At 72.1% G+C, this 23,848-nt stretch carries 25 protein-coding genes; 10 read left to right on the forward strand and 15 right to left on the reverse strand.

Going from position 1 to position 23,848, the window contains the following annotated elements; translation table 11 throughout:
• Positions 1-58: 58 nt before the first annotated feature.
• The gene (locus ACFWBY_RS12980; RefSeq protein WP_031150500.1) at positions 59-451 is read left to right on the forward strand and encodes an SCO5389 family protein; all 393 of its coding nucleotides are present in this window, start codon (positions 59-61) and stop codon (positions 449-451) included.
• A gap of 133 nt (positions 452-584) precedes the next feature.
• Here ACFWBY_RS12980 and ACFWBY_RS12985 read toward each other — a convergent pair whose 3' ends face one another.
• On the reverse strand, positions 585-1,628 hold the full coding sequence (locus tag ACFWBY_RS12985) for an LLM class flavin-dependent oxidoreductase (protein ID WP_385332606.1): 1,044 nt from the start codon (positions 1,626-1,628) through the stop codon (positions 585-587).
• A 245-nt stretch (positions 1,629-1,873) separates the two neighbouring features.
• Between ACFWBY_RS12985 and ACFWBY_RS12990 the strand changes: the two genes are divergently transcribed.
• Entirely contained in the window at positions 1,874-2,215 is a 342-nt protein-coding gene (locus ACFWBY_RS12990) for an ATP/GTP-binding protein (RefSeq protein WP_385332603.1), read from the forward strand.
• A gap of 33 nt (positions 2,216-2,248) precedes the next feature.
• Here ACFWBY_RS12990 and ACFWBY_RS12995 read toward each other — a convergent pair whose 3' ends face one another.
• The 7 genes from ACFWBY_RS12995 to mce all read right to left on the reverse strand — a co-directional run bounded on the left by ACFWBY_RS12995 (position 2,249) and on the right by mce (position 12,643).
• Positions 2,249-3,115, reverse strand: coding sequence for an ABC transporter permease (locus ACFWBY_RS12995; protein WP_385332600.1), 867 nt, complete (start codon positions 3,113-3,115; stop codon positions 2,249-2,251).
• Positions 3,112-4,254 carry an ABC transporter ATP-binding protein gene (locus tag ACFWBY_RS13000; protein WP_385332598.1) on the reverse strand — a complete coding sequence of 381 codons (1,143 nt, stop codon included), beginning with the start codon at positions 4,252-4,254 and terminating at the stop codon, positions 3,112-3,114. Before ACFWBY_RS13000 ends, ACFWBY_RS12995 begins: the two co-directional genes overlap by 4 nt.
• 136 nt (positions 4,255-4,390) lie before the next feature.
• Complete coding sequence (locus ACFWBY_RS13005; protein WP_385332801.1) at positions 4,391-5,170, reverse strand: ABC transporter permease subunit; 780 nt, start codon at positions 5,168-5,170, stop codon at positions 4,391-4,393.
• Positions 5,170-6,192 (reverse strand): ATP-binding cassette domain-containing protein, encoded by a 1,023-nt coding sequence (locus ACFWBY_RS13010; protein ID WP_385332595.1) that lies wholly within the window; start codon positions 6,190-6,192, stop codon positions 5,170-5,172. The genes ACFWBY_RS13005 and ACFWBY_RS13010 overlap by 1 nt, the downstream gene beginning before the upstream one ends.
• Positions 6,193-6,284: 92 nt before the next feature.
• The gene (locus ACFWBY_RS13015) at positions 6,285-7,223 is read right to left on the reverse strand and encodes a cellulose-binding protein (RefSeq protein ID WP_385332591.1); all 939 of its coding nucleotides are present in this window, start codon (positions 7,221-7,223) and stop codon (positions 6,285-6,287) included.
• 202 nt (positions 7,224-7,425) lie between these two features.
• Positions 7,426-11,796 carry a polarized growth protein Scy gene (scy, locus tag ACFWBY_RS13020; protein WP_385332588.1) on the reverse strand — a complete coding sequence of 1,457 codons (4,371 nt, stop codon included), beginning with the start codon at positions 11,794-11,796 and terminating at the stop codon, positions 7,426-7,428.
• Positions 11,797-12,199: 403 nt separating this feature from the next.
• Positions 12,200-12,643 (reverse strand): methylmalonyl-CoA epimerase, encoded by a 444-nt coding sequence (gene mce, locus ACFWBY_RS13025; protein WP_376678584.1) that lies wholly within the window; start codon positions 12,641-12,643, stop codon positions 12,200-12,202.
• Positions 12,644-12,779: 136 nt separating this feature from the next.
• Between mce and ACFWBY_RS13030 the strand changes: the two genes are divergently transcribed.
• Genes ACFWBY_RS13030 through ACFWBY_RS13040 form a run of 3 tightly spaced genes read left to right on the forward strand, consistent with a single transcriptional unit; the run spans position 12,780 to position 15,129 of the window.
• Positions 12,780-13,976 (forward strand): acetyl-CoA C-acetyltransferase, encoded by a 1,197-nt coding sequence (locus ACFWBY_RS13030; protein WP_385332585.1) that lies wholly within the window; start codon positions 12,780-12,782, stop codon positions 13,974-13,976.
• A gap of 52 nt (positions 13,977-14,028) precedes the next feature.
• Positions 14,029-15,015, forward strand: coding sequence for a methylmalonyl Co-A mutase-associated GTPase MeaB (gene meaB / locus ACFWBY_RS13035; protein WP_385332582.1), 987 nt, complete (start codon positions 14,029-14,031; stop codon positions 15,013-15,015).
• 39 nt (positions 15,016-15,054) lie between these two features.
• The gene (locus ACFWBY_RS13040) at positions 15,055-15,129 is read left to right on the forward strand and encodes a 50S ribosomal protein bL37 (protein WP_099895366.1); all 75 of its coding nucleotides are present in this window, start codon (positions 15,055-15,057) and stop codon (positions 15,127-15,129) included.
• Between the two features lie 69 nt (positions 15,130-15,198).
• On the opposite strand, the gene ACFWBY_RS13045 is transcribed toward ACFWBY_RS13040, so the two are convergent.
• The 5 genes from ACFWBY_RS13045 to ACFWBY_RS13065 all read right to left on the reverse strand — a co-directional run bounded on the left by ACFWBY_RS13045 (position 15,199) and on the right by ACFWBY_RS13065 (position 18,542).
• On the reverse strand, positions 15,199-15,750 hold the full coding sequence (locus ACFWBY_RS13045) for a PepSY domain-containing protein (protein ID WP_385332579.1): 552 nt from the start codon (positions 15,748-15,750) through the stop codon (positions 15,199-15,201).
• Positions 15,751-15,874: 124 nt separating this feature from the next.
• The gene (locus ACFWBY_RS13050) at positions 15,875-16,351 is read right to left on the reverse strand and encodes a MarR family winged helix-turn-helix transcriptional regulator (protein ID WP_385332798.1); all 477 of its coding nucleotides are present in this window, start codon (positions 16,349-16,351) and stop codon (positions 15,875-15,877) included.
• 72 nt (positions 16,352-16,423) lie between these two features.
• Positions 16,424-17,257: an AIM24 family protein gene (locus ACFWBY_RS13055; protein WP_385332577.1), complete on the reverse strand. Its 834-nt coding sequence runs from the start codon at positions 17,255-17,257 to the stop codon at positions 16,424-16,426.
• Complete coding sequence (locus ACFWBY_RS13060; protein ID WP_385332574.1) at positions 17,254-17,904, reverse strand: AIM24 family protein; 651 nt, start codon at positions 17,902-17,904, stop codon at positions 17,254-17,256. Before ACFWBY_RS13060 ends, ACFWBY_RS13055 begins: the two co-directional genes overlap by 4 nt.
• Positions 17,904-18,542, reverse strand: coding sequence for an AIM24 family protein (locus ACFWBY_RS13065; RefSeq protein ID WP_385332571.1), 639 nt, complete (start codon positions 18,540-18,542; stop codon positions 17,904-17,906). The genes ACFWBY_RS13060 and ACFWBY_RS13065 overlap by 1 nt, the downstream gene beginning before the upstream one ends.
• Before the next feature lie 150 nt (positions 18,543-18,692).
• Here ACFWBY_RS13065 and ACFWBY_RS13070 point away from each other — a divergent pair, with 150 nt between their 5' ends.
• Both ACFWBY_RS13070 and ACFWBY_RS13075 read left to right on the forward strand, forming a co-directional pair.
• On the forward strand, positions 18,693-19,037 hold the full coding sequence (locus ACFWBY_RS13070; RefSeq protein ID WP_385332569.1) for a DUF3817 domain-containing protein: 345 nt from the start codon (positions 18,693-18,695) through the stop codon (positions 19,035-19,037).
• Positions 19,034-19,330, forward strand: a complete 297-nt coding sequence (locus ACFWBY_RS13075; RefSeq protein WP_385332566.1) for an MTH1187 family thiamine-binding protein — start codon at positions 19,034-19,036, stop codon at positions 19,328-19,330. The genes ACFWBY_RS13070 and ACFWBY_RS13075 overlap by 4 nt, the downstream gene beginning before the upstream one ends.
• A gap of 8 nt (positions 19,331-19,338) precedes the next feature.
• On the opposite strand, the gene ACFWBY_RS13080 is transcribed toward ACFWBY_RS13075, so the two are convergent.
• Positions 19,339-20,361, reverse strand: coding sequence for a glycoside hydrolase family 6 protein (locus tag ACFWBY_RS13080; protein WP_385332563.1), 1,023 nt, complete (start codon positions 20,359-20,361; stop codon positions 19,339-19,341).
• Between the two features lie 107 nt (positions 20,362-20,468).
• Complete coding sequence (locus ACFWBY_RS13085; protein WP_385332561.1) at positions 20,469-21,467, reverse strand: DUF5937 family protein; 999 nt, start codon at positions 21,465-21,467, stop codon at positions 20,469-20,471.
• A gap of 137 nt (positions 21,468-21,604) precedes the next feature.
• Between ACFWBY_RS13085 and ACFWBY_RS13090 the strand changes: the two genes are divergently transcribed.
• The 3 genes from ACFWBY_RS13090 to ACFWBY_RS13100 all read left to right on the forward strand — a co-directional run bounded on the left by ACFWBY_RS13090 (position 21,605) and on the right by ACFWBY_RS13100 (position 23,813).
• On the forward strand, positions 21,605-22,876 hold the full coding sequence (locus ACFWBY_RS13090; RefSeq protein ID WP_385332558.1) for an MFS transporter: 1,272 nt from the start codon (positions 21,605-21,607) through the stop codon (positions 22,874-22,876).
• A gap of 21 nt (positions 22,877-22,897) precedes the next feature.
• Entirely contained in the window at positions 22,898-23,407 is a 510-nt protein-coding gene (locus ACFWBY_RS13095) for a MarR family winged helix-turn-helix transcriptional regulator (protein ID WP_385332556.1), read from the forward strand.
• A gap of 76 nt (positions 23,408-23,483) precedes the next feature.
• Entirely contained in the window at positions 23,484-23,813 is a 330-nt protein-coding gene (locus tag ACFWBY_RS13100) for a DUF3817 domain-containing protein (RefSeq protein ID WP_385332553.1), read from the forward strand.
• Positions 23,814-23,848: the final 35 nt, after the last annotated feature.

The raw sequence follows: 23,848 nt of genomic DNA on the forward strand, positions 1-23,848 counted from the left end.
CCTCCCTGCCCGTAAGACTCCGGTCACCCAATCGACCGGGGTCGCGAGAGGAGAACCCATGTCGCTCGACGTCTCACCGGCCCTACTCGAACAGGCCGAGCGAGGCGAGGTCGACGAAGCCGCCTTCGTCGACTGCGTCCGGACCTCCCTGCCCTACGCATGGGAGATGATCAGCTCGCTGGTGGCCCAGCTGAAGGTCGACGGCGGACAGTTCGCCGACAACCAGACGCCGCCGCCGGACGAGCAGGCGCGTGGCCAACTGCTGCGCGCACTCGCGAGCGACGCGATACGAGGTGCGCTGCAGCGCCACTTCGGAGTGCGCCTGGCATTCCAGAACTGTCACCGGCTGGCGGTGTTCCCGCTGGATTCCTCGGTGGACGACCGGCTGGCCAAGTTCACTTCGATCCGTGGTCAGCTGCTCAACCAGTCGCCGGAACTGCGCGACTGCTAGCTCGACCCGTACGCGCACGACCTGCACGTCCGCACCACCCGTAGGTCCGCACCATCAGTACGTCCGCAGATATGACCGTGCACGACCGGTACTGCGCTGCCGCTCCGGTGCCAACGGAGCGGCAGCCCTGGTCTCAGCCGAGCCGGGGCACGACCTCGGTGCCGAGCCGACGGAGGTTCTCCTCCGTCGCGGCGAGGTCCCCCGAGCCTTCCGTCAGCAGGGCGAACCGCGTGATGCCCGTACGTTCCGAGGTGGCCGCGAGCCGGTCCGCCGCCAGTTCCGGGGTGCCCACGGGGTGCAGCTCGCACAGCAACTCCGTGTACGCGACCGGGTCCCGCATCGCGCGCAGGCGGCCGTCCACCGTCACGTGCGCGTCCAGGCCCTGCCTGAGCCAGCCCGGCATCGACTTCATCAGCGCCTCCCGGGCGTCCGCCGTCCGGTCCGCCAGCTGGCACACCCCGGCCGACACGTGGCCGGCCTCCGGCGAGCGGCCCGCGGCCCGTGCCGTACGGCGCCACAGGTCGACCATCGCGGCCTTGTCCTCGTCCCCGCAGTGCATGCCGAGCAGCATCGGCAGTCCGCGCTCCGCGGCCAGCCGGACCGACGAGGGGGAGGTGCAGGCGACGATCACTTCCGGCCCTGTCCCGTCCGCGTCCAAAGATTCCGACGGGCGGGGCACGACGGCCACCTCGCGGAAGCCGTGCCGCGGGCCGGCACCCTGCGGGCCCGCTCCCGGTGTGCTTCCCACCCGCGGTTCGGTGAGCCAGCGGCGCAGCAGGTCCACGTCCTCCCGGAAGCGGTTCTCGTACGCGTCGAGCCCGCCCCCGAAGACCTCCAGGTCAACCCAGGGGCCGCCCCGGCCGACCCCCAGCGTGAACCGCCCTTCCGACGTCAGGTGCAGCAGGGCCGCCTGCTCGCCCAGGGCCACCGGGTGCGTGTTCGGCAGTACGCTGACCGCCGTGCCCACGCGGAGCCTCCTGGTGCGGCCCAGCATCAGGGCCGCCAGGGTCACCGCGGACGGGCAGACTCCGTACGGGACGAAGTGGTGTTCGGCGAGCCAGACCGAGTCGAGCCCGGCCTCCTCGGCCACCTCGGCGGTCCGCACCGCCCGGTGCAGTGCCTCTCCCTGTCCCTGTCCCGGGAACTGTGCCGCCAGTACAAACGCTCCTACGCGCATCGCCTTTAGCCTCCTCGCGGCTGACGCGGCCTCCCCCAGGCGGACCGGTTTCCTTACGGGCAACAACGTCTGACACGTGCCAAAGGCACGGCCTGACAGGAAAGTTATTGGGATTGTCGGGCCAGTCGCGTTCTTCGGATGGTCGGTCTTCCGATGGTCGTCCTTCGGCCACCCTGCGGGTAGCGTGCCTCGCTGCGCGTAGTCTGGGAGAAAGTCACTGCCGCCCGCCCATCCGTGAGGTATACGTGTCACCGCGCCACAACCGCCCCAGGGGCGGCGAGAATCCAGCCGACCGTTCGGACCAGGGCTCGGGCCCGGGGAGCCTGGAGCGTTACGGGCTGGAGCGCACGGAGGAGTACCAGGGCGAGGAGTGGAAGGTCCGGCACGTCGCGGGCGCGAGCGCGGCGGGCAAGCGGTACCGCTGCCCCGGATGCGACCAGGAGATCCCCTCCGGCACCCCGCACCTGGTGGCCTGGCCGGAGTACGGCGGCGTCGACGACCGCAGGCACTGGCACAAGGCCTGCTGGAACGCGAAGGACCGCCGCGCCTCCAAGGTGCAGCGGTCCCGCAACGCTCCCAAGTACTGAGTCCCGGCGCCGAAGCCCCGCGCCGGGCAGGCCCTAGAGGTCCCGGCGGCCGGTCACCACGTACGAGGCGGCGACCATCGTGCCCGTCACCAGCAGGATCAGGACCATGTGACTGAGGCTGTCCGGCGCCGAGATGCCCTCCTCGGCGGCGGCCGGGTCGCCGGCGCTGCTGGGCAGACCGAACAGCTGTATCAGGGCCATGGGCGAGTTGTACTGCAGCAGGGCCCGGCCGATCGGGGCGAGGGCCTCCCAGATGCTGAACACGGCCCCTATCACCGGCGGCAGGGTGACGATGCCGAGCATCAGGGCGATCGCCCCCGCCGAGTGCCGCACCAGCGCCCCGATCGCCAGGGCCAGCACACCGAGCAGCGTGATGTAGAAGCTGCCCAGGATGCCGGAGGCCCACTCCGAGCCCCGGTGCGTCCCGGCGGCCGGGCCGCCGTGCAGGATCGACGCGGCCAGCCCGATCAGGCAGACCGAACCGGCGGTGATGAGGAAAGCGGTGCAGGCGAAGACGAGGTACTTCGCGGTCAGCACCCGGTACCGGTCGGGGGCCGCCGTGAACGTGGTGCGGATCAGGCCGGTCCCGTACTCCGAGCTGATCGTCAGCACCCCGAGCACCATCACCGAGAGCTGCCCGACGAGCAGACCGAAGAGGGCGGGCGCGATGAACGGCATCTGCTCGTAGTCACGGTCCGCGGTCTTCAGGATGACGGCCAGGCCGATGCCGACGACGAGCAGCACCAGCGAGCCGAGCGTCCACACCGTGGAGCGCACGGAGGTCAGCTTCGTCCACTCCGACGCCACCGCGTGCCCCAGGTGCGGCCTGGTGGCCGGCAGCGGAGAGCGGTAGCCCTGCGGACTCTGCTCCCCGGTGGTGGCGGAGGTCGGGGCGGTCATCGGGAGTCCTCGGGGGAGTGGGCGGCGGGGGAGTGCGCGGGCGGGGAGCCGCCGGCGAGCTCGCCCGGGCTGGTGGGCATCAGGAAGGGCCGCCCGTCCGTTCCGGGCGGCGGAGGCGCGAAGAAGCCCGTTTGCGGGACCTGGAGGGCGGCGGCGTCCGCCCCCTCCTCCCACTTCGGCACGCTCAGCGGTTCGGGCTCCCACAGCTCGGCGCGCGGGTCCTCGGTGGAGGTGTACTCGACGGAGGACTGCGTCATCCGCATGTAGGCCTCCTCCAAGGAGGCCCGGTGCGGCGACAGCTCCCACAGCCGTACGCCGGCCGCGTGCGCGAGATCGGAGATCCGGGGCAGATCCAGCCCGGTCACCCGCAGGGCCCCGTCGGGCTCCTTGAGCACCCGGCCACCCGCCCTGCTGAGGACGGAGCCCAGCGCGTCCCAGCCGTCCGGGTCCGTGTCGGCCGTGCGGACCCGAGCGAATCCGGCCGAATTGTGCGTGATGAAGTCCCGGGTGCTCATGTCGGCCAGCAGCCGGCCCCGGCCGATCACGATCAGGTGGTCGGCGGTCAGCGCCATCTCGCTCATGAGGTGGGAGGAGACGAAGACGGTGCGGCCCTCGGAGGCGAGCCGGCGCATCAGGTTGCGGACCCAGAGGATGCCCTCGGGGTCGAGCCCGTTGACCGGCTCGTCGAAGAGCACCACCTGCGGATCTCCGAGCAGGGCCGCCGCGATGCCGAGCCGCTGGCCCATGCCGAGCGAGAAGCCCTTCGTGCGCTGCCGGGCGACGTCCTGGAGGCCGACGACGCCCAGTACCTCGTCGACCCGCTTCTCGGGGATCCCCGAGAGCTGGGCGATGGACAGGAGGTGGGTGCGGGCCCGGCGCCCGCCGTGCGCGGCCTTGGCGTCGAGCAGCGCGCCGACGTGCCGCTGGGCGTTCGCCAGCTCGCGGAAGGGCAGGCCGTTGATGGTGACCCGGCCTGAGGTGGGGCGGTCCAGGCCCAGCACCAGGCGCATCGTGGTGGACTTCCCGGAGCCGTTGGGCCCCAGGAATCCCGTCACGTGGCCGGGCCTGACCTGGAAGGACAGGTCGTCGACGGCGGTCTTCGCGCCGAAGCGCTTGGTCAGCCCGACTGCCTCGATCATGTGCTCTGCCCCTTACCAGGCCGGGACGACTCTCGCCCGCGTAAGGGTTAAGAGGATAACGAGGATCCTACGGTTCCGTCCCGGGCCGGATCCCTGAGCTGCCCCTGAGATCGACCCGGGGATCCCCCGTAGTACTTCAGGCGTCCCTCTTCTTGAGGACGACATAGCCCCCGATCACCGAGGCGACCACCCACAGGAGCATGATCCCGAGGCCGCCCCACGGGCCGTAGGGCGTTTCGGCACTGCCCATGGCGTCGGGCACGATCTGCATGATCTTGGAACCCGCCTTGTCGGGCAGGTACTGGCCGTACTTGCGGGTCGCCTCGAAACCGCTGAGGAGGTTCGAGACGATCAGGAAGAACGGGATCAGAATGCTGATCGAGGCGACCGAGCTGCGCAGCATGGCGGCCACGCCCATCGAGAACAGGGCCAGGAGCGCCATGTACAGGCCGGCGCCGACCACCGCCCGCAGGACGTTCTCCTCGCCGATGCCGATGCTGCGGTCCCCGAGGATCGCCTGGCCGAGGAAGAACGACAGGAAGCTGGTCAGCAGTCCGACCAGCAGGGCCAGCGCCGTGGCCACGGCGAGCTTGCCCAGCAGGAAGCCCCCGCGTCCGGGTACGGCGGCCAGCGAGGTGCGGATCATGCCCGAGCTGTACTCGGTGCTGACGACGAGCACGCCGAAGACGATCATCGCCAGCTGGCCGAACTGCATGCCGCTGAAGCTCAGCAGGGTGGGGTCGAAGGTGGCCTGCTCGATCTCGCTCATGCTGTCGAAGCTCGCGTTGACCAGGGCGCAGAAGGCGGCACCGAATCCGACGGTGGCGATGAGGGCGATGGCGAGGGTCCAGCTGGTGGAGGCGACCGTACGGATCTTGGTCCACTCGGAGCGGAGGACGGCGGAGAAGGCCATGATCACTCACCGCCCTTGCGCGTCGCCTCGAAGCCGGCGCCCCAGGCGGGTACGTCGGCGGGCCGGGCCGGGTTGTCCGCCGCCATGCCGGGACCGGGCGGCAGGCCCGGCGCCCCCGGCGCGTGGGCGTGGTACTCGACGGAGTCCGCCGTCATCCGCATGAACGCTTCCTCCAGTGAAGCCCTTTGCGGGCTGAGTTCGTGCAGCACGATCTGGTGCTGGGCGGCCAGCTCGCCGAGCCTCTCCGCTTCGACGCCGTCGATCTCCAGCGTGCCGGTCGCCGGGACGCTGATGGCGTCGATCCCGGCGCTGTGCAGGACGTCCTTGAGCCGTTCCTGCTGCGGCGAGCGCACGCGGACGTAACTGCGGGAGTTCTGCTGGATGAAATCGGCCATGGACAGGTCGGCCAGCAGCTTTCCCTGTCCGATGACGACCAAATGCTCTGCGGTCAGAGCCATTTCGCTCATCAGGTGAGAAGAAACGAAGATCGTCCTTCCCTCCGACGCGAGCCCCTTCATGAGATTGCGGATCCAGAGAATTCCCTCCGGGTCCAGACCATTGACGGGTTCGTCGAACATCAGGATCTCCGGGTCGCCGAGCAGCGCGGAGGCGATGCCGAGCCGCTGGCCCATGCCCAGCGAGAACCCCTTCGACTTCTTCTTCGCCACGGCGGTCAGGCCGACCAGGTCGAGCACCTCGGAGACCCGGCTGCGCGGGATCCGGTTCGACTGGGCGAGGCAGAGGAGGTTGTTGTACGCGCTGCGGCCGCCGTTCATGGCCTTCGCGTCCAGCAGTGCCCCGATGTACTTCAGTGGCTCCGGCAGGTCCCGGTAGTGCTTCCCGTCGATCCGGACCGTACCGCTGGTCGGGTTGTCGAGGTCTAGCATCATGCGCATGGTCGTGGACTTGCCCGCCCCGTTGGGGCCGAGGAAGCCGGTCACCACCCCCGGTCTGACCTGGAAGCTGAGGTTGTCCACGGCGGTCTTCGCGCCGAATCGTTTTGTAAGGCCCTCGAGCTCGATCATTCCGCCACGCTAGAACGACCGAGGGCCCCACGCCACCTCTAAAGGGTGACGCGGGGCCCGGCATGTCGAAGCGGAGCGTTGCCTTCCGGCGACTAGCGGCTCTGCTGGGCCGGAACGCCTCGGGTGACCGGCTCGTCGTCGATCGGCGAGGCCGCGGCCGCAACGGCCGCGCCCGTCAGGGTCGCCAGCATCTCGCGGACGTTGGTGAGCTGCGCGTTGATCGAGTCGCGACGGTTGGTGAGGGCCGCCAGCTCGCGCTCGGACTCGCTGCGGATCCGGTCGGCCTTGGCGTTGGCGTCGGCCACGATGTCCTCGGCCTGGCGCTGCGCGGTCTCCACGGTCTGGCGGGCGCGGCGCTCGGCGTCCGTACGGAGCTTCTCGGCCTCCAGGCGCAGCTGCTCCGCGCGGTGCTCGATCTCCGCGAGGCGCTTCTCGGCCTTGGCCTGACGGCCGGCCAGGTCGCGCTCCGACTGCTCGCGGCGCTTGGCCAGGTTGGTCTCGAAGTCCGCGGCGGCCTGGGCGGCCTTGGCACGGGTCTCCTCGAAGAGCGCGTCGGCCTCCTCGCGCTTGGAGGCCGCGTCCTTCTGGGCCTCGTTGCGCAGCGTGGAGGCGTCGCCCTTGGCCTTCTCGACGATCCGGACGCCCTCGTCCTCGGCGGTCGACTTCCGGTCGGCGGCGAACGACTCGGCGTCGTTGCGCACCTGCTGGGCGGCCGACTCGGCGAGCTCGCGGTGCTGCTCGGCCGCGCGACGGGCCTCCTCGCGCAGGTCCTTCGCCTCCTCCTCGGCCAGGCGCAGGATCTTCTCGACCCGGGCACCGAGGCCGGCGTACGACGGCTCCGCGTCGTTCACCTGGGCCTGGGCGTTCTGCGTCTCGAGGTGTAGCTCCTCGATCCGCTTTTCCAGAGAGTTGATACGTCCGAGGGCGCTGTCACGGTCGGAGACCAGCTTGGTGATGCGGTCGTCCACCTGACCGCGGTCGTAACCACGCCGCACGAGCTCGAAGCCGAAGGGGGAGGAAGTGTCGCTCATGGGGTTCCTGTCGAATGAGACCGATGAGGTACTACGCGAGGTGTTAGGTGTTAAGGGGAATCCTAGGCGCCAAGACGGCGTGTCATCGAGTCAATCCGCGTTTGATCTGGACAATGACACCCCTTTTGAGTGGCAAGGCGACAGAATGCTTGTCACTCGTTCGCCTGAACCTCCATCAGGAGCACATCGCCGTGGGCACTGACTAGCCCTCTGACGTCTTGCCACCCGATCGAGTGGAACCCGCTGTCGCACCGGCCTTCACGCCCCCCGCGCCCTGGCCGCCGACTCCGGGCTTTCCGCCGCCCGAAGGCGCCTCGAATGATTCCAACGCCTCAAGAACGTCCTGGACACGGGAGATCTCCGCCTGAATGTCCTCGCGCCGCCGCACCAGTACCTCCAGCTCACGCCGGCCCTCCTCGACGAGCCGGGCGGCCTCCGCCGTCGCCTCCGCGAGGCGGCCCTCGGCCACTCGGACCAGCTCGGCCTTCTTCTGCTCGGCCTCCTTGAGCAGCGCTTCCGCCTTGCGCACCGCGGCGATACGGACCTTGCTCGCCTCGCTGCTCGCGTCCGACACCAGCGCCTTGGCCTTCGCCTCGGCCTCGACGCCCTGCTCGGTCGCCGCCCGCACCAGCTTGTCCACGCGCTCGCCGGCCGACTTCATCTGCTCGGCCGACTCCCGGCGGGCCCGCTCGTGCAGCTCCTCGACCTCCGCCTCGACGCGGCCGCGCAGCTCCTCCGCCCGCTCCCTTATGGCCGACGCGTCGCTGCGCGCCCCCACCAGCAGTTCGTCGGCGTCCGTACGGGCCTTCTCCACCAGGGAGTTGCCCTCGACGGTCGCCTCCGAGGTGATCCGCGCGGCCTCCTTGCGCGCCGCGTCGACCATCGCGTCCGCCTGCTCCTCGGCCGCCGTCGTGGCGGCCAGGGCCTGCCTGCGCGCATCGCCGGTGAGCTTCTCGGCCTCAGAGGACGCCTCCGTGATGAGCCGGTCGACCTGCGTCGCGGCCTCGCTGCGGCGCTTGTTGGCCTCCTCGCGGGCCTCGTCCAGCACCCGCTCCGACTCCGCACGGGCCTCGGCCCGAACCCGCTCCGCCTCGGTGGCGGCCTCCGCCTTGACCCGCTCGGCCTCGGACCGGGTGCGGGTGGCGTGCTCCTGCGCCGAGGACAGCGCCTCGGACGCCTCCGCGCGCAGCCGTTCGGCCTCGCTCGCGGCCTCGCCGACCGTGCGCTCGTTGTCCTTGCGGGTCTGCTCGGTGAGCCGGTCCGTCTCCGCCACGGCCTCCCCGACCAGGTGGTCGGCCTGCTCGGCTGCCTCGGTACGGATCCTGCCCGCCTCGGCGCGCGCCTCGTCGAGGGTCTGCTCCGACTCCCGCTCGGCGCTGGCCAGCGTCTCGTTGGCCGCGACCGTGACGCGGTCCGCCTCGGCGGTGGCCTCGCCGATGATCCGGCCGCCCTGCGCACGGGCGTCGTCCAGCACGCGCGCCGCCTCGGCGCGCAGCCGCTCGGCCTCCGCCGCCGCCTCGCCGACGGTCGCCTCGTTGGCCGCGCGCGTCTCGTCGACCAGCCGGTCGCCCTCGGTCCGCGCGTCGACCAGGATCCCCGTCGCGTCCCGCTCCGCCCCGGCCAGCGTCTGCGCCGCCTGGGCCGTGAGCCGCTCCGCCTCGGCGCGCGCCCCGTCCAGGGCGGCCTCGGCCTCGGCCGTGAGCCGGGCGGCCTCCTTCTCGGCCTCGCCGACGGTCAGCGCGCCCGCCGCACGGGCCTCCGCAGCGTGCCGCTCGGCCTCCGCCGTCGCCTCCGCGACGATCCGGCCGCCCTCGGCGCGCGCGGCCTCCAGGGACTCGGCCGCCTCGCCGCGGATCCGGTTCGCGTCGTCGCGGGCGTCCGCCCTCGTACGGGCGGCGTCACGCTCGGACGCGGCCAGCGCGTCCGTGGCCTCCGTGCGCAGACGCTGCGCGTACTCCGCGGTGTCGGTGCGCAGCTGCTCGGCCTCGGCGATCGCCTCGCCGACCGTCCGCTCGGCCAGCGCCTTCGCCGCGTCCGTCTCGGTGCGCGCCTCGCTGCGGATCCGGTTCGCGTCCTCGGTGGCCCGCTCCCGCTCCGCGTGGGCGTCCGCGCGGACCCGGTCGGCTTCCTCGCCGGCCTCCGTCTTGGTGCGCTCGGCCGCGTGCTCGGCCGCGCTGCGCAGCCCCGCGACCTCTTCCTCGGCCTGCTCGTGCAGCCCGGCCACGGAGTCGCGCACCTGCTGGGCGGTGGCCTCGGCAGCCGCGACGACCTCGGATGCGCGCCGCTCCGCCTCCTCGGTGAGCCAGACCGCCTCGGCCTGGGCCTCCTCGGAGCGCTTGCGGGCCTGGGCGAGGAGCTCCTCGCTCTCCTCCCGGGCCTGCGCCCGCTCGCTCTCGGCGTCCGTGCGCGCCGAAGCCAGGGTCTCCTCGGACTCCCGGCGCCGCCGGGCGGCTTCCTCCTGCGCGGACGCCAGCGCCTCCGCGGCCTCCTGCGCGACCCGCTCGGCGGCGGCCTTGGCCTCCGCGCGCAGCCGGTCGGCGGTCTCCTGCGCCTCGGAGCGCAGTCGCTCCGCCTCGCTCTCGGCCTCGCCCGTCAGCCGCACCGCGGCCTGCTCGGCCTCGGCGCGGACCCGCCCGGCGTCCTGCGCGGCCTCCGTGCGCAGCTGCTCGGCCTCCGCCTCCGACTGCGTCCGCAGCGCGCGGATGCGTTCCGCCGACTCCGCGCGCAGCCGGTCGCTCTCCTCGGTGGTCTCCTTGCGGATGTTCTCGGCGGCCGCCCGGGCGTCGCGCAGGGTCTGCTCGGCCGTCGTGAGGCGGCTCTCGGCGTCCGTGTGCAGGCGGACGAGTTCCTCGTCGGCCTCGGCCCGCTTGGCGGCGAGCGCCTGCTCGGTCTCCTCGCGCCGCACGGCCGCCGCGGCGGCCGCCTCGGCCCGTACCGACTCGGCCTGCTCCTCGGCCTCCGCGCGCAGCCGCTCGGCCTCGGCGCGGGTCCGCTCCAGGGTCTCCTCGGCCTGCTTGCGCAGGGTGGTGGCCCGTTCCACGGCCTCGCCGCGGACCCGCTCGCCCTCGGTGTTGGCGCTGGCGCGCACCTCGTCGGCGTCTGCCCGGGCCTTGCCCAGCAGCTCCTCGGCGGTGCGAGCCGCCTCCTCGATCTGGTGGACCGCCTCGCGGCGGGCCTCGCCGCGGATCCGCTCGCCCTCGGCGACGGCCTCCGCGCGCAGCTGTTCGGCCTCGCCGCGCAGCCGGCGGGCCTCCTCCTGGAGTTCGACCGTGCGGGCGCGGTACTCCTCGGTGTCGTCCTTCGCGGCGCCCTTCAGCTCATCGGCCGTGGCCGCGGCCTGGGCGCGCAGCCGCTCGGCCTCCGCCTCGGCCTCGCCGCGGATCCGCTCGGCCTCCTCGGACGCCGCCCTGGTGGTGGCGCGGGCGTCCTGTGAGGCCTTGTCCAGGACCTCCTCGGCGGTGCGGGCCGCCTTCGCCAGCTGGGCCGCCGCGTCCTCGGCCGCGGCCGTACGGGCCTGGTCGCCGGCCTCGGTGCGCACCCGTTCGGCGGACGCGCGGGCATCGGCCAGGAGCTGCTCGGCCTCGGCCTTGAGGACCTCGGCCTCCTTGGTGGCCTCGCCGACCAGCCGGGCCACCTGCTCCTTGGCCGTACGGGTGCGCTGCTCGTTGACGGACTCCGCCGAGTTGAGCTGCCGTGCGGCGCTCTCCTTGGCGTCGGCCAGCAGCTTCTCCGCGGCGGCGCGCGCCTCGCGCAGGGCCCCGTCGGCCTCTTGGGCGCGCTGTTCGGCGACCCGGCCCAGGTCCATGGTCTGCTGCCGGGTCTGTTCGGCCTCGGCGGAGGTGGTGGAGCGCAGCCGCTCCGCGTGCTCGGTGGCCTCCTGGGCCTGCGCGGAGGCGGCGGTCAGCAGCCGCTCGGCCTCCTTGCGGGCGCGCAGCAGGGTCGACTCGGCCTCGGCACGCACGGCCTCGTTCTCGGCGGCGAGCCTGCGGGTGGCCTCGGCGGCGACCCGGGCGGCCTCCGCGCGGGCGGCGTTGAGGGTCTGCTCGGCCTCGGCGCGGGACTCGTCCATGAGCCGGCGGGCCTGTGACTCGGTGCGGGCGCGCAGCTGCTCGGCCCAGGCCACGTTCTCGTTGACGTGGGCTTCCACCGTCTGGCGGCGCTCGCCGAGCTCCTGGTCCAGGCGCTGGCGGCGGTTGACGGCCTCGGCGTGCAGTTCGGCCTGGAGGCGCGCCTGGTGCTCGGCGTGCTCCTGGAGGATGCGCTGGGTCTGTGCCCGTACGTCGCGCAGCTCGCGCTCGGCGTCCGAACGCATCTGGTCGGCCTGGATCTGGGCATTGCGGAGCAGCTGCTCCGCCTGGTAGCCCATGTCCGCGCCGTCGTAGGCGGGGCGGGACGCCAGGTTACGGCGTACCTCGTGGAGCTTGGCGCGCAGCACCTCGACCTGGTACCCCAAGTCCTCGGCGTGCTGGACGGCCTTCCCGCGTTCCTTCTTCAGCCGCTCCATCTCGGCTTCGAAGCGCGAGAGGTGGTCGGCCTCGGCCTGATGGCTCTCCTGGCTTTCGTAGCCCCGCACAGCGCGGTCCCATCCGTCCCCTGGTCGCAAGCTCACTCCCAGAGCATCGTCCGCCCGCTGAACGACGCCCCCGGGGAATGGTGTCAGATACCGGGGCGGGGGTTACAGGCCCCGACCCTCTCCGCACCGAACCCCGGCCGAGCCATGGCCACTCTACCGGCCGGGGAATGGCGGCATCAGTGCTCTCCTGCCGGGGACCTCGGGAGCAGGCCTCGCGGCATGTCACCCTTCGGGGCCGCGGAGCGGCGAATTGAGGTGTTCGAACACATGTGTCCGGGACCGTGCCGCGTGTGATCAACACGACGCGCGGCGGGGCTGGGCGGGAGCCGGTCCGGGCGAGGGGTGACCGGCGGCGCGGACGGCACACCACGGCCGATGGTGTGCCGTGACGCGAGCCGGCCCGTCAGTGCCCGGCCGTCGACTGCTCGGGGTTGCTCGTGACCAGTTCGGTCAGGACGCCGTGGCAGTCCTTGGGGTGCAGGAAGGTGATCGACGAGCCCATGGAGCCGGTGCGGGGCTGGTCGTAGAGGACGCGGACGCCCTTGCCGCGGATGGCCTCGGAGTCCCCCTGGACGTCCTCGGTGCCGAAGGCGATGTGGTGGACCCCCTCGCCGTTCTTGGCCAGCCACTTGCCGACCGCGGAGTCCTCGCGGGTGGGCTCCAGGAGCTGGAGGTAGGAGGCACCGCCGTCGGAGGTCTCGTTGATCTTCAGCATGGCCTCGCGGACACCCTGCTCCTCGTTGACCTCGGAGTGGAACACCTCGAAGCCGTACGTGGCACGGTAGAACTCGACGGTCTTGTCAAGGTCGAAGCAGGCGATCCCGATGTGGTCGATTCTTGTCAGCATGGAGACAGTGCAGCGCCACCGGGGCGGTTACGCAACGTGCGCGCGATCACACTGACGGGCCGATGACGGCACGGGTACCGCTCAGTACATTCGGGTAAACCCTCGTTCACTCCTCATCTTCAAGGGGCTGTGCTCCATGTCCGGAACGAACAACACCACGTCAGTGATCGTCGCCGGGGCCCGCACCCCCATGGGGCGGCTGCTCGGCTCGCTGAAGTCCTTCTCGGGTGCCGACCTCGGCGGCTTCGCCATCAAGTCCGCGCTGGAGCGGGCCGGGATCTCCGGCGACCAGGTCCAGTACGTGATCATGGGCCAGGTGCTCCAGGCCGGCGCGGGCCAGATTCCCGCCCGCCAGGCCGCCGTCAAGGCCGGGATCCCGATGAACGTGCCCGCGCTCACCATCAACAAGGTGTGCCTGTCGGGCCTCGACGCCATCGCCCTGGCCGACCAGCTCATCCGCGCCGGCGAGTTCGACATCGTGGTCGCGGGCGGCCAGGAGTCCATGACCAACGCCCCGCACCTGCTGCCGAAGTCCCGCGAGGGCTTCAAGTACGGCGCCATCGAGATGCTCGACGCGATGGCCTACGACGGCCTCACCGACGCCTTCGAGAACATCGCGATGGGCGAGTCCACCGAGAAGCACAACACCCGCCTGGGCATCGGGCGGGCCCCGCAGGACGCGTTCGCGGCCACCTCGCACCAGCGCGCCGCCGCCGCGCAGAAGAACGGCGTCTTCGAGGCCGAGATCACCCCGGTCGAGATCCCGCAGCGCAAGGGCGACCCGGTGGTCTTCTCGCAGGACGAGGGCATCCGCCCCGAGACCACCGCCGAGTCCCTCGGCAAGCTGCGCCCGGCCTTCACCAAGGACGGCACCATCACCGCCGGCACCTCTTCGCAGATCAGCGACGGCGCGGCCGCCGTCGTCGTGATGAGCAAGGCCAAGGCCGAGGAGCTGGGCCTGGAGTGGCTCGCCGAGATCGGCGCCCACGGCAACGTGGCCGGTCCGGACAACTCGCTGCAGTCGCAGCCGTCCAACGCGATCCTGCACGCCCTGAAGAAGGAGGGCCTGGAGGTCGCCGACCTGGACCTGTTCGAGATCAACGAGGCCTTCGCGGCGGTCGCCGTGCAGTCGATGAAGGACCTCGGAGTGAGCCCGGAAAAGGTGAACGTCAACGGCGGCGCCATCGCCCTGGGGCACCCGATCGGCATGTCCGGCGCCCGCGTGGTGCTGCACCTGGCGATGGAGCTCAAGCGCCGCGGCGGCGGCGTCGGCGCGGCCGCGCTGTGCGGTGGCGGCGGGCAGGGCGACGCCCTGATCGTCCGCGTCCCGTAGCAGCCGGACCCCCGCACCCGTAACCGTACGAGAACCGAGGAGCGCAGCACCTATGACGGCGGTGGACGTCCCCCAGCTGGTGGCCCAGGCCCGCGAAGGCAGGCCGCGGGCCGTGGCCCGGCTGATCTCGCTGGTCGAGGGGGCGTCCCCGCAGCTGCGCGAGGTGATGGCGGCGCTGGCGCCGCTCACGGGCAACGCGTACGTGGTGGGCCTGACGGGCTCTCCGGGCGTGGGCAAGTCCACGACCACCTCGGCTCTGGTCTCCGCCTACCGGCAGGCGGGCAAGCGGGTCGGCGTGCTCGCCGTCGACCCGTCCTCGCCGTTCAGCGGGGGCGCTCTGCTCGGCGACCGGGTGCGGATGTCGGACCACGCCTCCGACCCGGGGGTGTACATCCGCTCCATGGCCACCCGCGGCCACCTGGGCGGTCTCGCCTGGGCCGCCCCGCAGGCGATCCGGGTGCTGGACGCGGCCGGCTGCGAGGTGATCCTGGTCGAGACGGTCGGGGTCGGGCAGTCGGAGGTGGAGATCGCCGCGCAGGCCGACACCTCGGTCGTGCTGCTGGCCCCCGGGATGGGCGACGGGATCCAGGCCGCGAAGGCGGGCATCCTGGAGATCGGCGACGTCTACGTGGTCAACAAGGCCGACCGGGACGGCGCGGACGCCACCGCCCGGGAGCTGAACCACATGCTGAGCCTCGGGGAGTCCCGGGGCAAGGGCGACTGGCGCCCGCCGATCGTCAAGACGGTCGCGGCGCGGGGCACGGGCATCGACGAGCTGGTCGAGGCACTGGAGAAGCACCGGGCGTGGATGGACGAGCGCGGCGTGCTGGCCGAGCGCCGCACGGCGCGGGCGGCGCGCGAGGTCGAGACGATCGCGATCACGGCGCTGCGGGCACGGCTGGCCGACCTGCACGGCGACGCCCACCTCGACGCCCTGGCCGCGCGGGTCGCGGGCGGCGAGCTGGACCCGTACGCGGCTTCGGACGCGCTGCTGGCGACCCTGACGGAACCGGATGCGGAGCCCGCGAGCCGGTCATAGACTGGCGAACGCCCGGAATGCCCACCGCAGGGAGGTTTCATGGCGAAGCGCGGCAACAAGAAGCGAGCCCGCAAGAAGAAGAAGGCGAACCACGGAAAGCGTCCCAACGCCTGACCGTGAGGATTGACCACGCACACGCAAGCCGCACCCCGTCCACGGGGTGCGGCTTGCGCGCATGACGCTCTAGTTGCTGGTGCTGTTTGAGCCGGAAGAGACCACCTTCGCCGTGGCGGTGTCCACGTTGACGTTCTGGGTCTTCCCGTCGTTCGTCTTGACCTCGACGTTCCAGTAGACGGCGCCGCCGTTGTTGTCGTCGTCCCACTCCACCGACCAGACCTTGCCGGGATGGGCGGCGAGGGCCGCCTTCATCGCCTGCTCGGCCGTCACCTTCGCGGCGAGCAGTGCGGCGTACTCGTCGGCCTGCTGCTGGTCGTCCGCGTTCTCCTTGGTGACGGCGCCGGTCGCGGCGTCCACCTCCAGCTCCGCGTGGGTGCCGTCCTTGCTGATCACGTCGACGTGCCAGACGGCTCCGTCGCGGTCGAGGGACTGGATGACGCCCGGGTGGGCCTTGAGGGCCGCCGCGGCCGCGGCCTCGGCGGTGACCTCGGCGGGTGCGGTCGTGGCCGTGGGCGGCGTTCTCACCGTGTCGGCGGATGCCGTCGCCGCGGCCGCCACCGGGCCTCCTAGTGCCAGGACCACGGCCGCGGCCGCCGAGACGTACGCGTTGCGCTTCATGACTGGACCTCCTCAGGCCGGCCACAAGCGCCTACGGGTGCTCGGCGGGGCCGGCAGCGAGTGCGATGTCCACCATTGTCCGGTGATCCGCCGGGGCGGGCACGTCGGGCCGCCCGAACCCGGCTCAGGCCTTGCCGCGGCCCGCGCGCAGGTGGTCGGCGACCGGGCCGAGGGAGGCGCGCAGGGCCGCCAGGGCGTCCGGCGGGAGCAGGTCGATGAAATGCCGGCGGACGGACGCCACGTGGTGCGGGGCGACCTTGCGCATCATGTCCATGCCCTCGGGGGTGAGTACGGCGTAGAGCCCCCGGCGGTCGGACTCGCAGTTCACGCGGCGGACCAGGCCCGCGGACTCCATGCGGGTGATCTGGTGGGAGAGCCGGCTCTTGGACTGCAGGGTCGACGTCGCGAGATCGCTCATCCGCATCCGGTGGTCCTCGGATTCCGAGAGGTTCACCAGGATCTCGTAGTCGTTGTTGGTGAGCCCGAAGGGCTGGAGATCCTTTTCCAGCTGGTGCATCAGCAGTCTGCTGACGTCCAGGTGGGTGCGCCAGGCGCACTGCTCGGCGTCGCTCAGCCAGCGCGTGGCCGTCTCGGTCTCGATGGTCTCCATGAAAGAACTCTACCTAAGAAGTTGAATTGCGTACAAAATTGCAGGGGGGCCTTCTTGCGGGGCCTACAGTCCGAAGCGGCGCTGGAGATCACCCAGCTGCCCCGGCATCCGTGGAACACCCAGCTGGCCGAGCGGGCCCTGTGCTGCTCCGGGGACGCCCTGCGCGTTGCCCGTGGCCGCGCCGGCGCCCACGGCCCCGATCGCCTGCTCCGCCATCAGCATCTCCGAGGACTGCAGCAGTACCGTCCCGGCCCCGACGAACTCGAACTGGTGCTCCTCGCCGGAAGAGCCCCCGATGCCCGTCAGCGAGCGCAAGCCCCCGATCACGCCCGACATGTACCCGTGGTCGTAGTGGTGGCAGGGGGAGGGGCAGTCCGCCCACCCCACCAGCGCCTGCGGGTCCACGCGCAGCGGCGGCTCCATGAACACCACCGGACCGTTGGACGCGGCCACGAACTTCCCCGTTCCGATCAGGGTGAGGAAGCCCGGCACGATCGACTGCTTGAGCGCGAGCGTGGGCTGGTAGGCGAGCAGGTTGCCCGACCGGATGGTCAGGTTGCCGTTGTCCAGATCGTACGAGTTCACGTCGAAGGCCCGGTCGGCCAGGAGCATCTTGCCCTGGCCCTCGGCGACCACCCAGTCGCTCGCGTGCAGCGGCGAGTGGAAGCTCGTGCGCAGCAGCCGGTCGAAGCGGCCGTGGCCGATGCCGTTGAACTCGATGCGCCCGTAGTAGGCGATCATCTTGCCCTTCTGCAGGAACCACTGGCTCCCCTTGAGCTCCACGCAGAAGGTGTAGGCGTTGACGTTGTCGTCGGACGGCAGGGTGTACGGGTCGAAGACCGTCGGGCCTCCCGGTCCGCCGATCACGGTGCCATTCGGTCCGGACTGGTAGGTCACAACTTCTCCTCGGAGGCCTGTACGTACACCGCGCCCTGTCCGGACAGCTCCAGCTGGAACGCCTCGCCCGAGCCCCGTCCGACCATGTCGCGCCAGCCCAGCGCCGTGGACAGTTTGTTGCGGACCTCGCCGTGGTGGGCGACGTAGGCCTGCGGGTCCACGTGGACGGGCCGCTGCGGGGTGATCGGCAGCTCGATGACCCCGCCGTGGGCCATCACGGCCACCGAGCCGTGGCCCTTGAGGGTGGTGGTGAACAGGCCCTGGCCGCTCACCTGGCCGCGCACCATGCCCATGACCCCGCCCTGCGAGCCCATGAACATCGTGCCCTGCTGCAGCGTGCCGTCGAAGGCGAGCAGCCGGTCCGCCTCCACGTACAGGGTCTCGCCGGTCAGGTTGATCACCTGGATGTGGTGGCCGCCGTGGCCGAACATCACGGTGCCGCTGCCCTCGACCTCCATCAGCGGGGTCTGCTCGTTCGCCACGCGGCGCCCGATCATGCCCATCACCCCGCCCTGACCGCCGGTCAGGCTGGGGGTGAAGGAGACCTCGCCGCGGTAGGCGAGCATCGCTCCGCGCTGGCTGTACATCTTCTGCCCCGGTACGACCTGGGCCTCGACCATCTTCGAGTTGACCTCGCGGAACGGCATCAGATGTCGCCCCCGACGGTGTTGCGCTCGCTGGGCTGCACGTACACCAGGCCCTCGCCCTCGAAGCGGATCTGGAACGCCTCGCCCGAGCCCTCACCGATCAGCGTGCGGAAGGTCACGCCGGACTGGAAGGACTGCTGGAGGTTGCCGGTGTGCGCGATGTACGCCCCCGGGTCGACCGAGAGCGGGTACTGGGCGCTGACGCGCAGCACCACCGCCGGGCCGTCGGACATGATCGCCGCCTGCCCGTTGCCCTCGACGGTCGTGGTGAACAGGCCGTTGCCCGTCGCCCCTCCGCGCAGACCGGTGAAGGTGGTGCCGGTGCGCAGGCCGGCGTCGGTGCACAGCAGGTTGCTGGACTCGACGTACAGCTTGTCGCCGTTCAGGGCGACCAGATTGATCTCGCTCGCACGGTCGGCGAAGAAGCAGGTGCCGTGACCCTGTACCTCCATCACGGTCATCTGCTCGCCGGTGAGCCGCCGGGTCACCATCCCGCGGATGCCTTCGCCGCCGCCGGTCATCTTTTTGAAGGCCATCTGGCCGTCGTACGCGACCATGGAGCCGTTTTTCGCTTTCACGGCATCCCCGGTCAGGTCGACGGCGAGCACCTTGCTGCCTTGAAGTCGGAACTGAGCCACGGGGAGACGTTATCCGCAGCGGGCGGGACCGAACAGGGGCCCGTTGGCCGATATGCGTCACCATCCGCCGTGAGCGGGCCCCGCGACAAGATCGACCGGGGCCCCTGAGACACTGGGACGGACCCCCGGCATCCACCCCGAAGGTTCCACGTGGACATCAAGACCGCCTCCGCCCTGCACCGGCTGCGCCTCATCTCCGTACCGGAGGCCCTGTCGTTCCCGGCCCTGCTGATCTTCGGTTCGGTGCTGAGCCGGATCTCGGACATCGACTACCTGATGATGCCGCTCGGCATCCTCCACGGGATCCTGTTCGTCATCTACGCGGTGTTCCTGCTGGATGTCTGGAACAAGGCGAAGTGGCCCCTGAAGAAGGTCGCGCTGTTCTTCCTGCTGGCCATGGTGCCCTTCGGCGGGCTCTACGGGGACCGGCTGCTCAAGCGCGACGAGACGGCGGGCGTGCTCGCGGCCCGTGCCCGCGAGGCGGCCCGCGCATGATGATCGCGTTCTCGGTCACCCCGCTGGGCGTCGGCGAGGAGGTCGGCGAATACGTCGCCGACGCGGTGCGCGTCGTACGGGAGTCGGGGCTGCCGAACCGCACGGACGCCATGTTCACCACCATCGAAGGTGAATGGGACGAGGTGATGGACGTCGTCAAGCGGGCGGTGCAGGCCGTCGAGGCGCGCGCCCCCCGGGTCTCCTTCGTCCTCAAGGCGGACATCCGGCCGGGTGTCACCGACGGCATGACCTCCAAGGTGGAGACGGTGGAACGCCACCTCGCCCGCGGCTGAATCCGCGGCTAGCCGGTGGAACGGCGGGCCAGGCCCAGGGCGTAGTCCGGCCACCACGTGCCGGCGGGCGGGCCGCCGCGGCAGGGGCCGTCGGACTCGCCGGGGCGCTTGATCCAGAGGTACGCGTCCACGAGCGGGTCGCCCGTCCTGTCGCTCGGCGGCGCGCCCAGGGCGCGTCCCGGCGGGTTGCACGAGGCCTGCTCCCCGGGTCCCCCGAGCGCGCCCGCGCCGCTGCGGCCCGTGTCGATGACGAAGTGTCTGCCCCGGGTGGCCTTGGAGATCGCGGCGCCGTACTCCCGGCCGGCCGCGCCGGGCCGCAACCCCGACACGTTGACGGAGAAGCCGTCGGCGCGGTCGAGGCCGGCCTCGCGCAGGGGGCCGGCCAGCTTCCCCGGGTCCGGGATCCGGTCCGGGCTGCCGGCGTCCAGGTAGACCTTGGTGTTCTTGTTGCGCTTGAGCCGGTCGACGGCCTCGGAGAGCAGCCGCAGGCGCTCGTCGCGGCGCCCGGCCCCGGTGCAGCCGTCGACGAGGTGCGCGATCGCGTCGGGCTCCAGGACGACGAGGGCCTTGTGGTCGGCGATGTTGTCGGCGACGGCGCCGATCCAGCCGCGGTAGGCGGCGGCGTCCCGGGCGCCGCCGGCGCGGCCGCAGTCGCGGTGGGGGATGTCGTACGCGGTGAGCACCAGGGTGCGGCCGGCCGCGCGGGCGCTCGCACGGGCCCTTCGGATCTCCGGGCCGGGATCGTCCCCGCGCAGCCACAGGGCCGTCGGCCGGTCCGAGATCCGGCGCAGCACCTGGGCGTCGCTGTTGCGGCCCCTCGCCTCCCAGGCGGCGACCTGCCGGGCGGCGTCGCTCCGCGGGTCCACCCAGAACGGGGACTCCTCGGTGGCGCCGGCGGGCGCCGAGGGGTGGGGAGGTCCGGGTTCCGGCCGCACGGCGGGGGTGTTCGTGCAGGCCGCCACCGCGGTGAGGGCCAGGGCGAGGGCGGCGGCGGTGGCGAGGGGGGCGCGGGCTCTGCGGGGGCCTGGCATCCGGTTTCCTCGGGACGAAGGGTCGGACAGCGGACCGGAACATCGTGACATGACGGACAGACGGGGCTGCCGCGACACCGCCGCGTGCGGCCGGGCCGGATGCGGCGTCAGGCGCCGGCGGCGCTGGAGTGACCCGCGGTCAGGGCGATCGCCAGGGGGGTGCGTTCGTAGAGGATGCGGTGGCCGTGGCGGGTGGAGACGAGCAGGCCCGCCGCGTGGAGGGCCTTCAGGTGGGCCGACACCGTGGAAGGGGCCAGGCGGAGGCGGTGGGCCAGGGCCGTGGTCGAGGCCGGGTCGGTCAGCGCGCAGAGGATGTCCGCGCGTGCAGGCCCCAGCAGCCGGGACAGCGGGCGCGGGGTCGGGCCCGCCGAGGCCGTCCACAGCCCGCCGATGCCCCGGGCCGGGTAGACCAGCGTCGGCTGCCACGGCGGGTCGTAGCCGCCGACCACCTCCGGCCAGACGAACGCGCTCGGCATGAGGAGGAGCCCCTGGCCGTCGAGCGAGCGGTCGTGGTGGTTGCGGCGGTCGATCGTCAGGGTGTCGCCGGACCACCGCAGGTCCGGGTGGAGGCCGTCGAACAGCTCCTCCAGCCCGCCCGCCGCGAGCCGCCGGGAATGGAAGAGGATGTCCGCCTCCAGCAGCGCGCGCAGCCTGGGCCAGTGGGGGGCGACCAGCGCCCGCCAGGCCCGTTCGTACAGGTCGGCCAGCTCTTGGACGGCTCGCGCCGGATCCGCCAGCATCCGCCGTCCTGTCCCGCTCTCCAGCGCGCCCGGGGTGCAGGCCAGGGAACGCCGCAGGTCCTCCCGCGCCGCCCCGGGATCGGCGGACCGGACCCGCGCGAGCTCCTCCTCGAAGGTGACCGACGGGCCCGTCGGCGGCGGGCTGAGAAAGTCCGGATTGTGCCCGGCTTCGGGCATCAGCAGCCACAGCGGCCGCAGGTCCAGCCCGTCCGCGGCCGCGCGGATCTGCCGGAGCCAGGGCAGGTGGTAGGCGTGGCGTCGTGGCTGGAGCAGGACCCGCACCGCCTCCTGGGTCTCCCAGCGCGGCGAGATCGAGAACCGGCAGCGCAGCAGGTCCGCCGGGCCGAAACGGAAGTGGAAGGTCACGGGCGGGGCTCCGCTGGAGTCGGATCGTTCGCACCCCCGTCCGCCTTCCCGCGTGCTCGTACCGCGCGCGGGCTCGAATGATTCGGATGAGGACGAATCTCTGTCCCCGCAGCGTACGGCCCGCCACGGTGGGCCGTATGTCAACCGCCAACACGACGGACGCGGCTGCCGGAGCCGACCCCGGAGCCCGCCCCGGAGCGACCGGCTACCGCTCCGTCTTCCGCGTCCGCGAGTTCCGGCCCGTCTTCGCCGCGCACCTGCTGTCCGTACTCGGCGTGGTCGTCGCCGAGATCTCGCTCACCGTCCTCGTCTACCGCGCCACCGGCTCGCCCCTGATGAGCGCGCTCACCTTCGCCCTCGGCTTCCTCCCCTACGCCCTCGGCGGCACCCTGCTCGCCCCGGTCGCCGACCGCCTCCCCGCCCGCCGCGTGCTCGTCGGCTGCGACCTGCTCTGCGCGGCCTGCGCGGCGGCCATGGCCGCGCCCGGCACCCCGGTCGCGCTGCTCCTCGTGCTGCGCTGCGCGATGGCCTTCGTCGCGCCGCTGTTCCAGGGGACCCGCAGCGCCTCGCTGGCCGACATCCTCGGTGACGGCGAAGCGTACGTACTGGGCCGCTCGCTGCTGCGCGTGGTGGCCCAGAGCGCCCAGCTCATCGGCTTCGGGCTCGGCGGTCTGCTGCTCACCGTCCTCGCCCCGCGCGGGGCGATCGTCCTGACGGCCGCCGGCTTCCTCGGCTCCGCCCTGCTGCTGCGCCTCGGCACCCGGGACCGGCCCGCCCGCGCCGCCGCGGGCCCGCGCACCTCGCCGCTCGCCGGACTGCGCTCCGTCCTCGGCGAGCCCCGGCTGCGGGCGCTGACCCTGCTGTGCTGGCTGCCGCCGCTCTTCGTCGTCGTCCCCGAGGCGCTGCTCACCCCGTACGCGGCCGGGGCCGGCGCCTCCACGGCCGTACTCGGGCTGCTGATGTGCGCGATGCCGGTCGGCGCGATCGCAGGGGAGCTGTGGGCGGGCTCCGCGCTCACCGCCCGAACGCGTTCGCGGATCACGGCCCCGCTCGCCGCCGCGGGACTGCTGCCGCTGCTCGTGTACGCCGTCCGGCCCGGCGCGGCGCTGCTGGCGGCCGCGCTGGCGCTCGCCGGGCTCTGCCACGCCTACACCCTCGGACTCGACCAGTGGTACGTCGACGCCGTACCGGCCGAGCTGCGCGGCCGGGCGATGACGTTGCTCAGTACCGGTCTGATGACCCTGCAGGGCGTCGGCATGGCGCTGGCCGGCGTCGCCGCCGAGTTCCTGCCCGTCCACGTGGTCGTCACGGGCGCCGCCGTCCTCGGTACGGGGGTCGTCCTGCTGCTCCTCGCACAGGTGCGCCGGACGCGAGGATCGAAGCGTGAGACGGGTCCCGCCGCCAAATGACCGCCGGGTAGGGTCTGGTGCGTGCCGAAACCGCTCAGCCTTCCCTTCGATCCGATCGCCCGCGCCGACGAACTGTGGCAGCGGCGCTGGGGTCCGGTGCCCTCGATGGCCGCGATCACCTCGATCATGCGGGCGCACCAGATCCTGCTCGGGGAGGTCGACGCGGTCGTCAAGCCGTACGGGCTGACCTTCGCGCGGTACGAGGCGCTGGTCCTGCTGACGTTCTCCAAGGCCGGGGAGCTGCCGATGTCGAAGATCGGCGAGCGGCTGATGGTCCACCCGACGTCGGTGACGAACACGGTGGACCGGCTGGTGCGGTCCGGTCTCGTCGCCAGGCGCCCGAACCCGAACGACGGCCGCGGCACGCTCGCGTCGATCACGGAGAAGGGCCGCGAGGTCGTCGAGGCGGCGACGAAGGCGCTGATGGAGATCGACTTCGGACTGGGCGCCTACGACGCCGAGGAGTGCGCGGAGATCTTCGCCCTCCTGCGTCCGCTGCGGGTGGCCGCGGCGGACTTCGAGGAGAGGTAGCGGCGTGGCGGGCGTCACCCCCGGCCGGGGCGGCCCGCTGCGAGACCGTGCAAAACGGACGGCTAGTCTCGACGGCATGAAACGAAGCGTGCTGACCCGCTACCGCGTCATGGCCTACGTGACCGCGGTCATGCTCCTGATCCTCTGCTCCTGCATGGTGGCGAAGTACGGCTTCGACACCGGCGCCGACCTGACCTTCGCGGTCTCGCAGGCGCACGGTGTGCTGTTCATGATCTACCTGGTGTTCGCCTTCGACCTGGGCTCCAAGGCCAAGTGGCCGTTCGGCAAGCTCCTGTGGGTACTGGTCTCGGGCACGATCCCGCTCGCCGCCTTCTTCGTCGAGCGCACGATCCGTGCCGAGGTCGAGCCCCTCGTCGAGGGCGCTCCGGCCGGCGCCCGCGCCTGATCCGACGCCCGACCGACCCCCGGGGAGGACTCTCC

It is taken from the genome of Streptomyces sp. NPDC060049 (assembly GCF_042736715.1).
Taxonomy (GTDB): Bacteria; Actinomycetota; Actinomycetes; order Streptomycetales; family Streptomycetaceae; genus Streptomyces.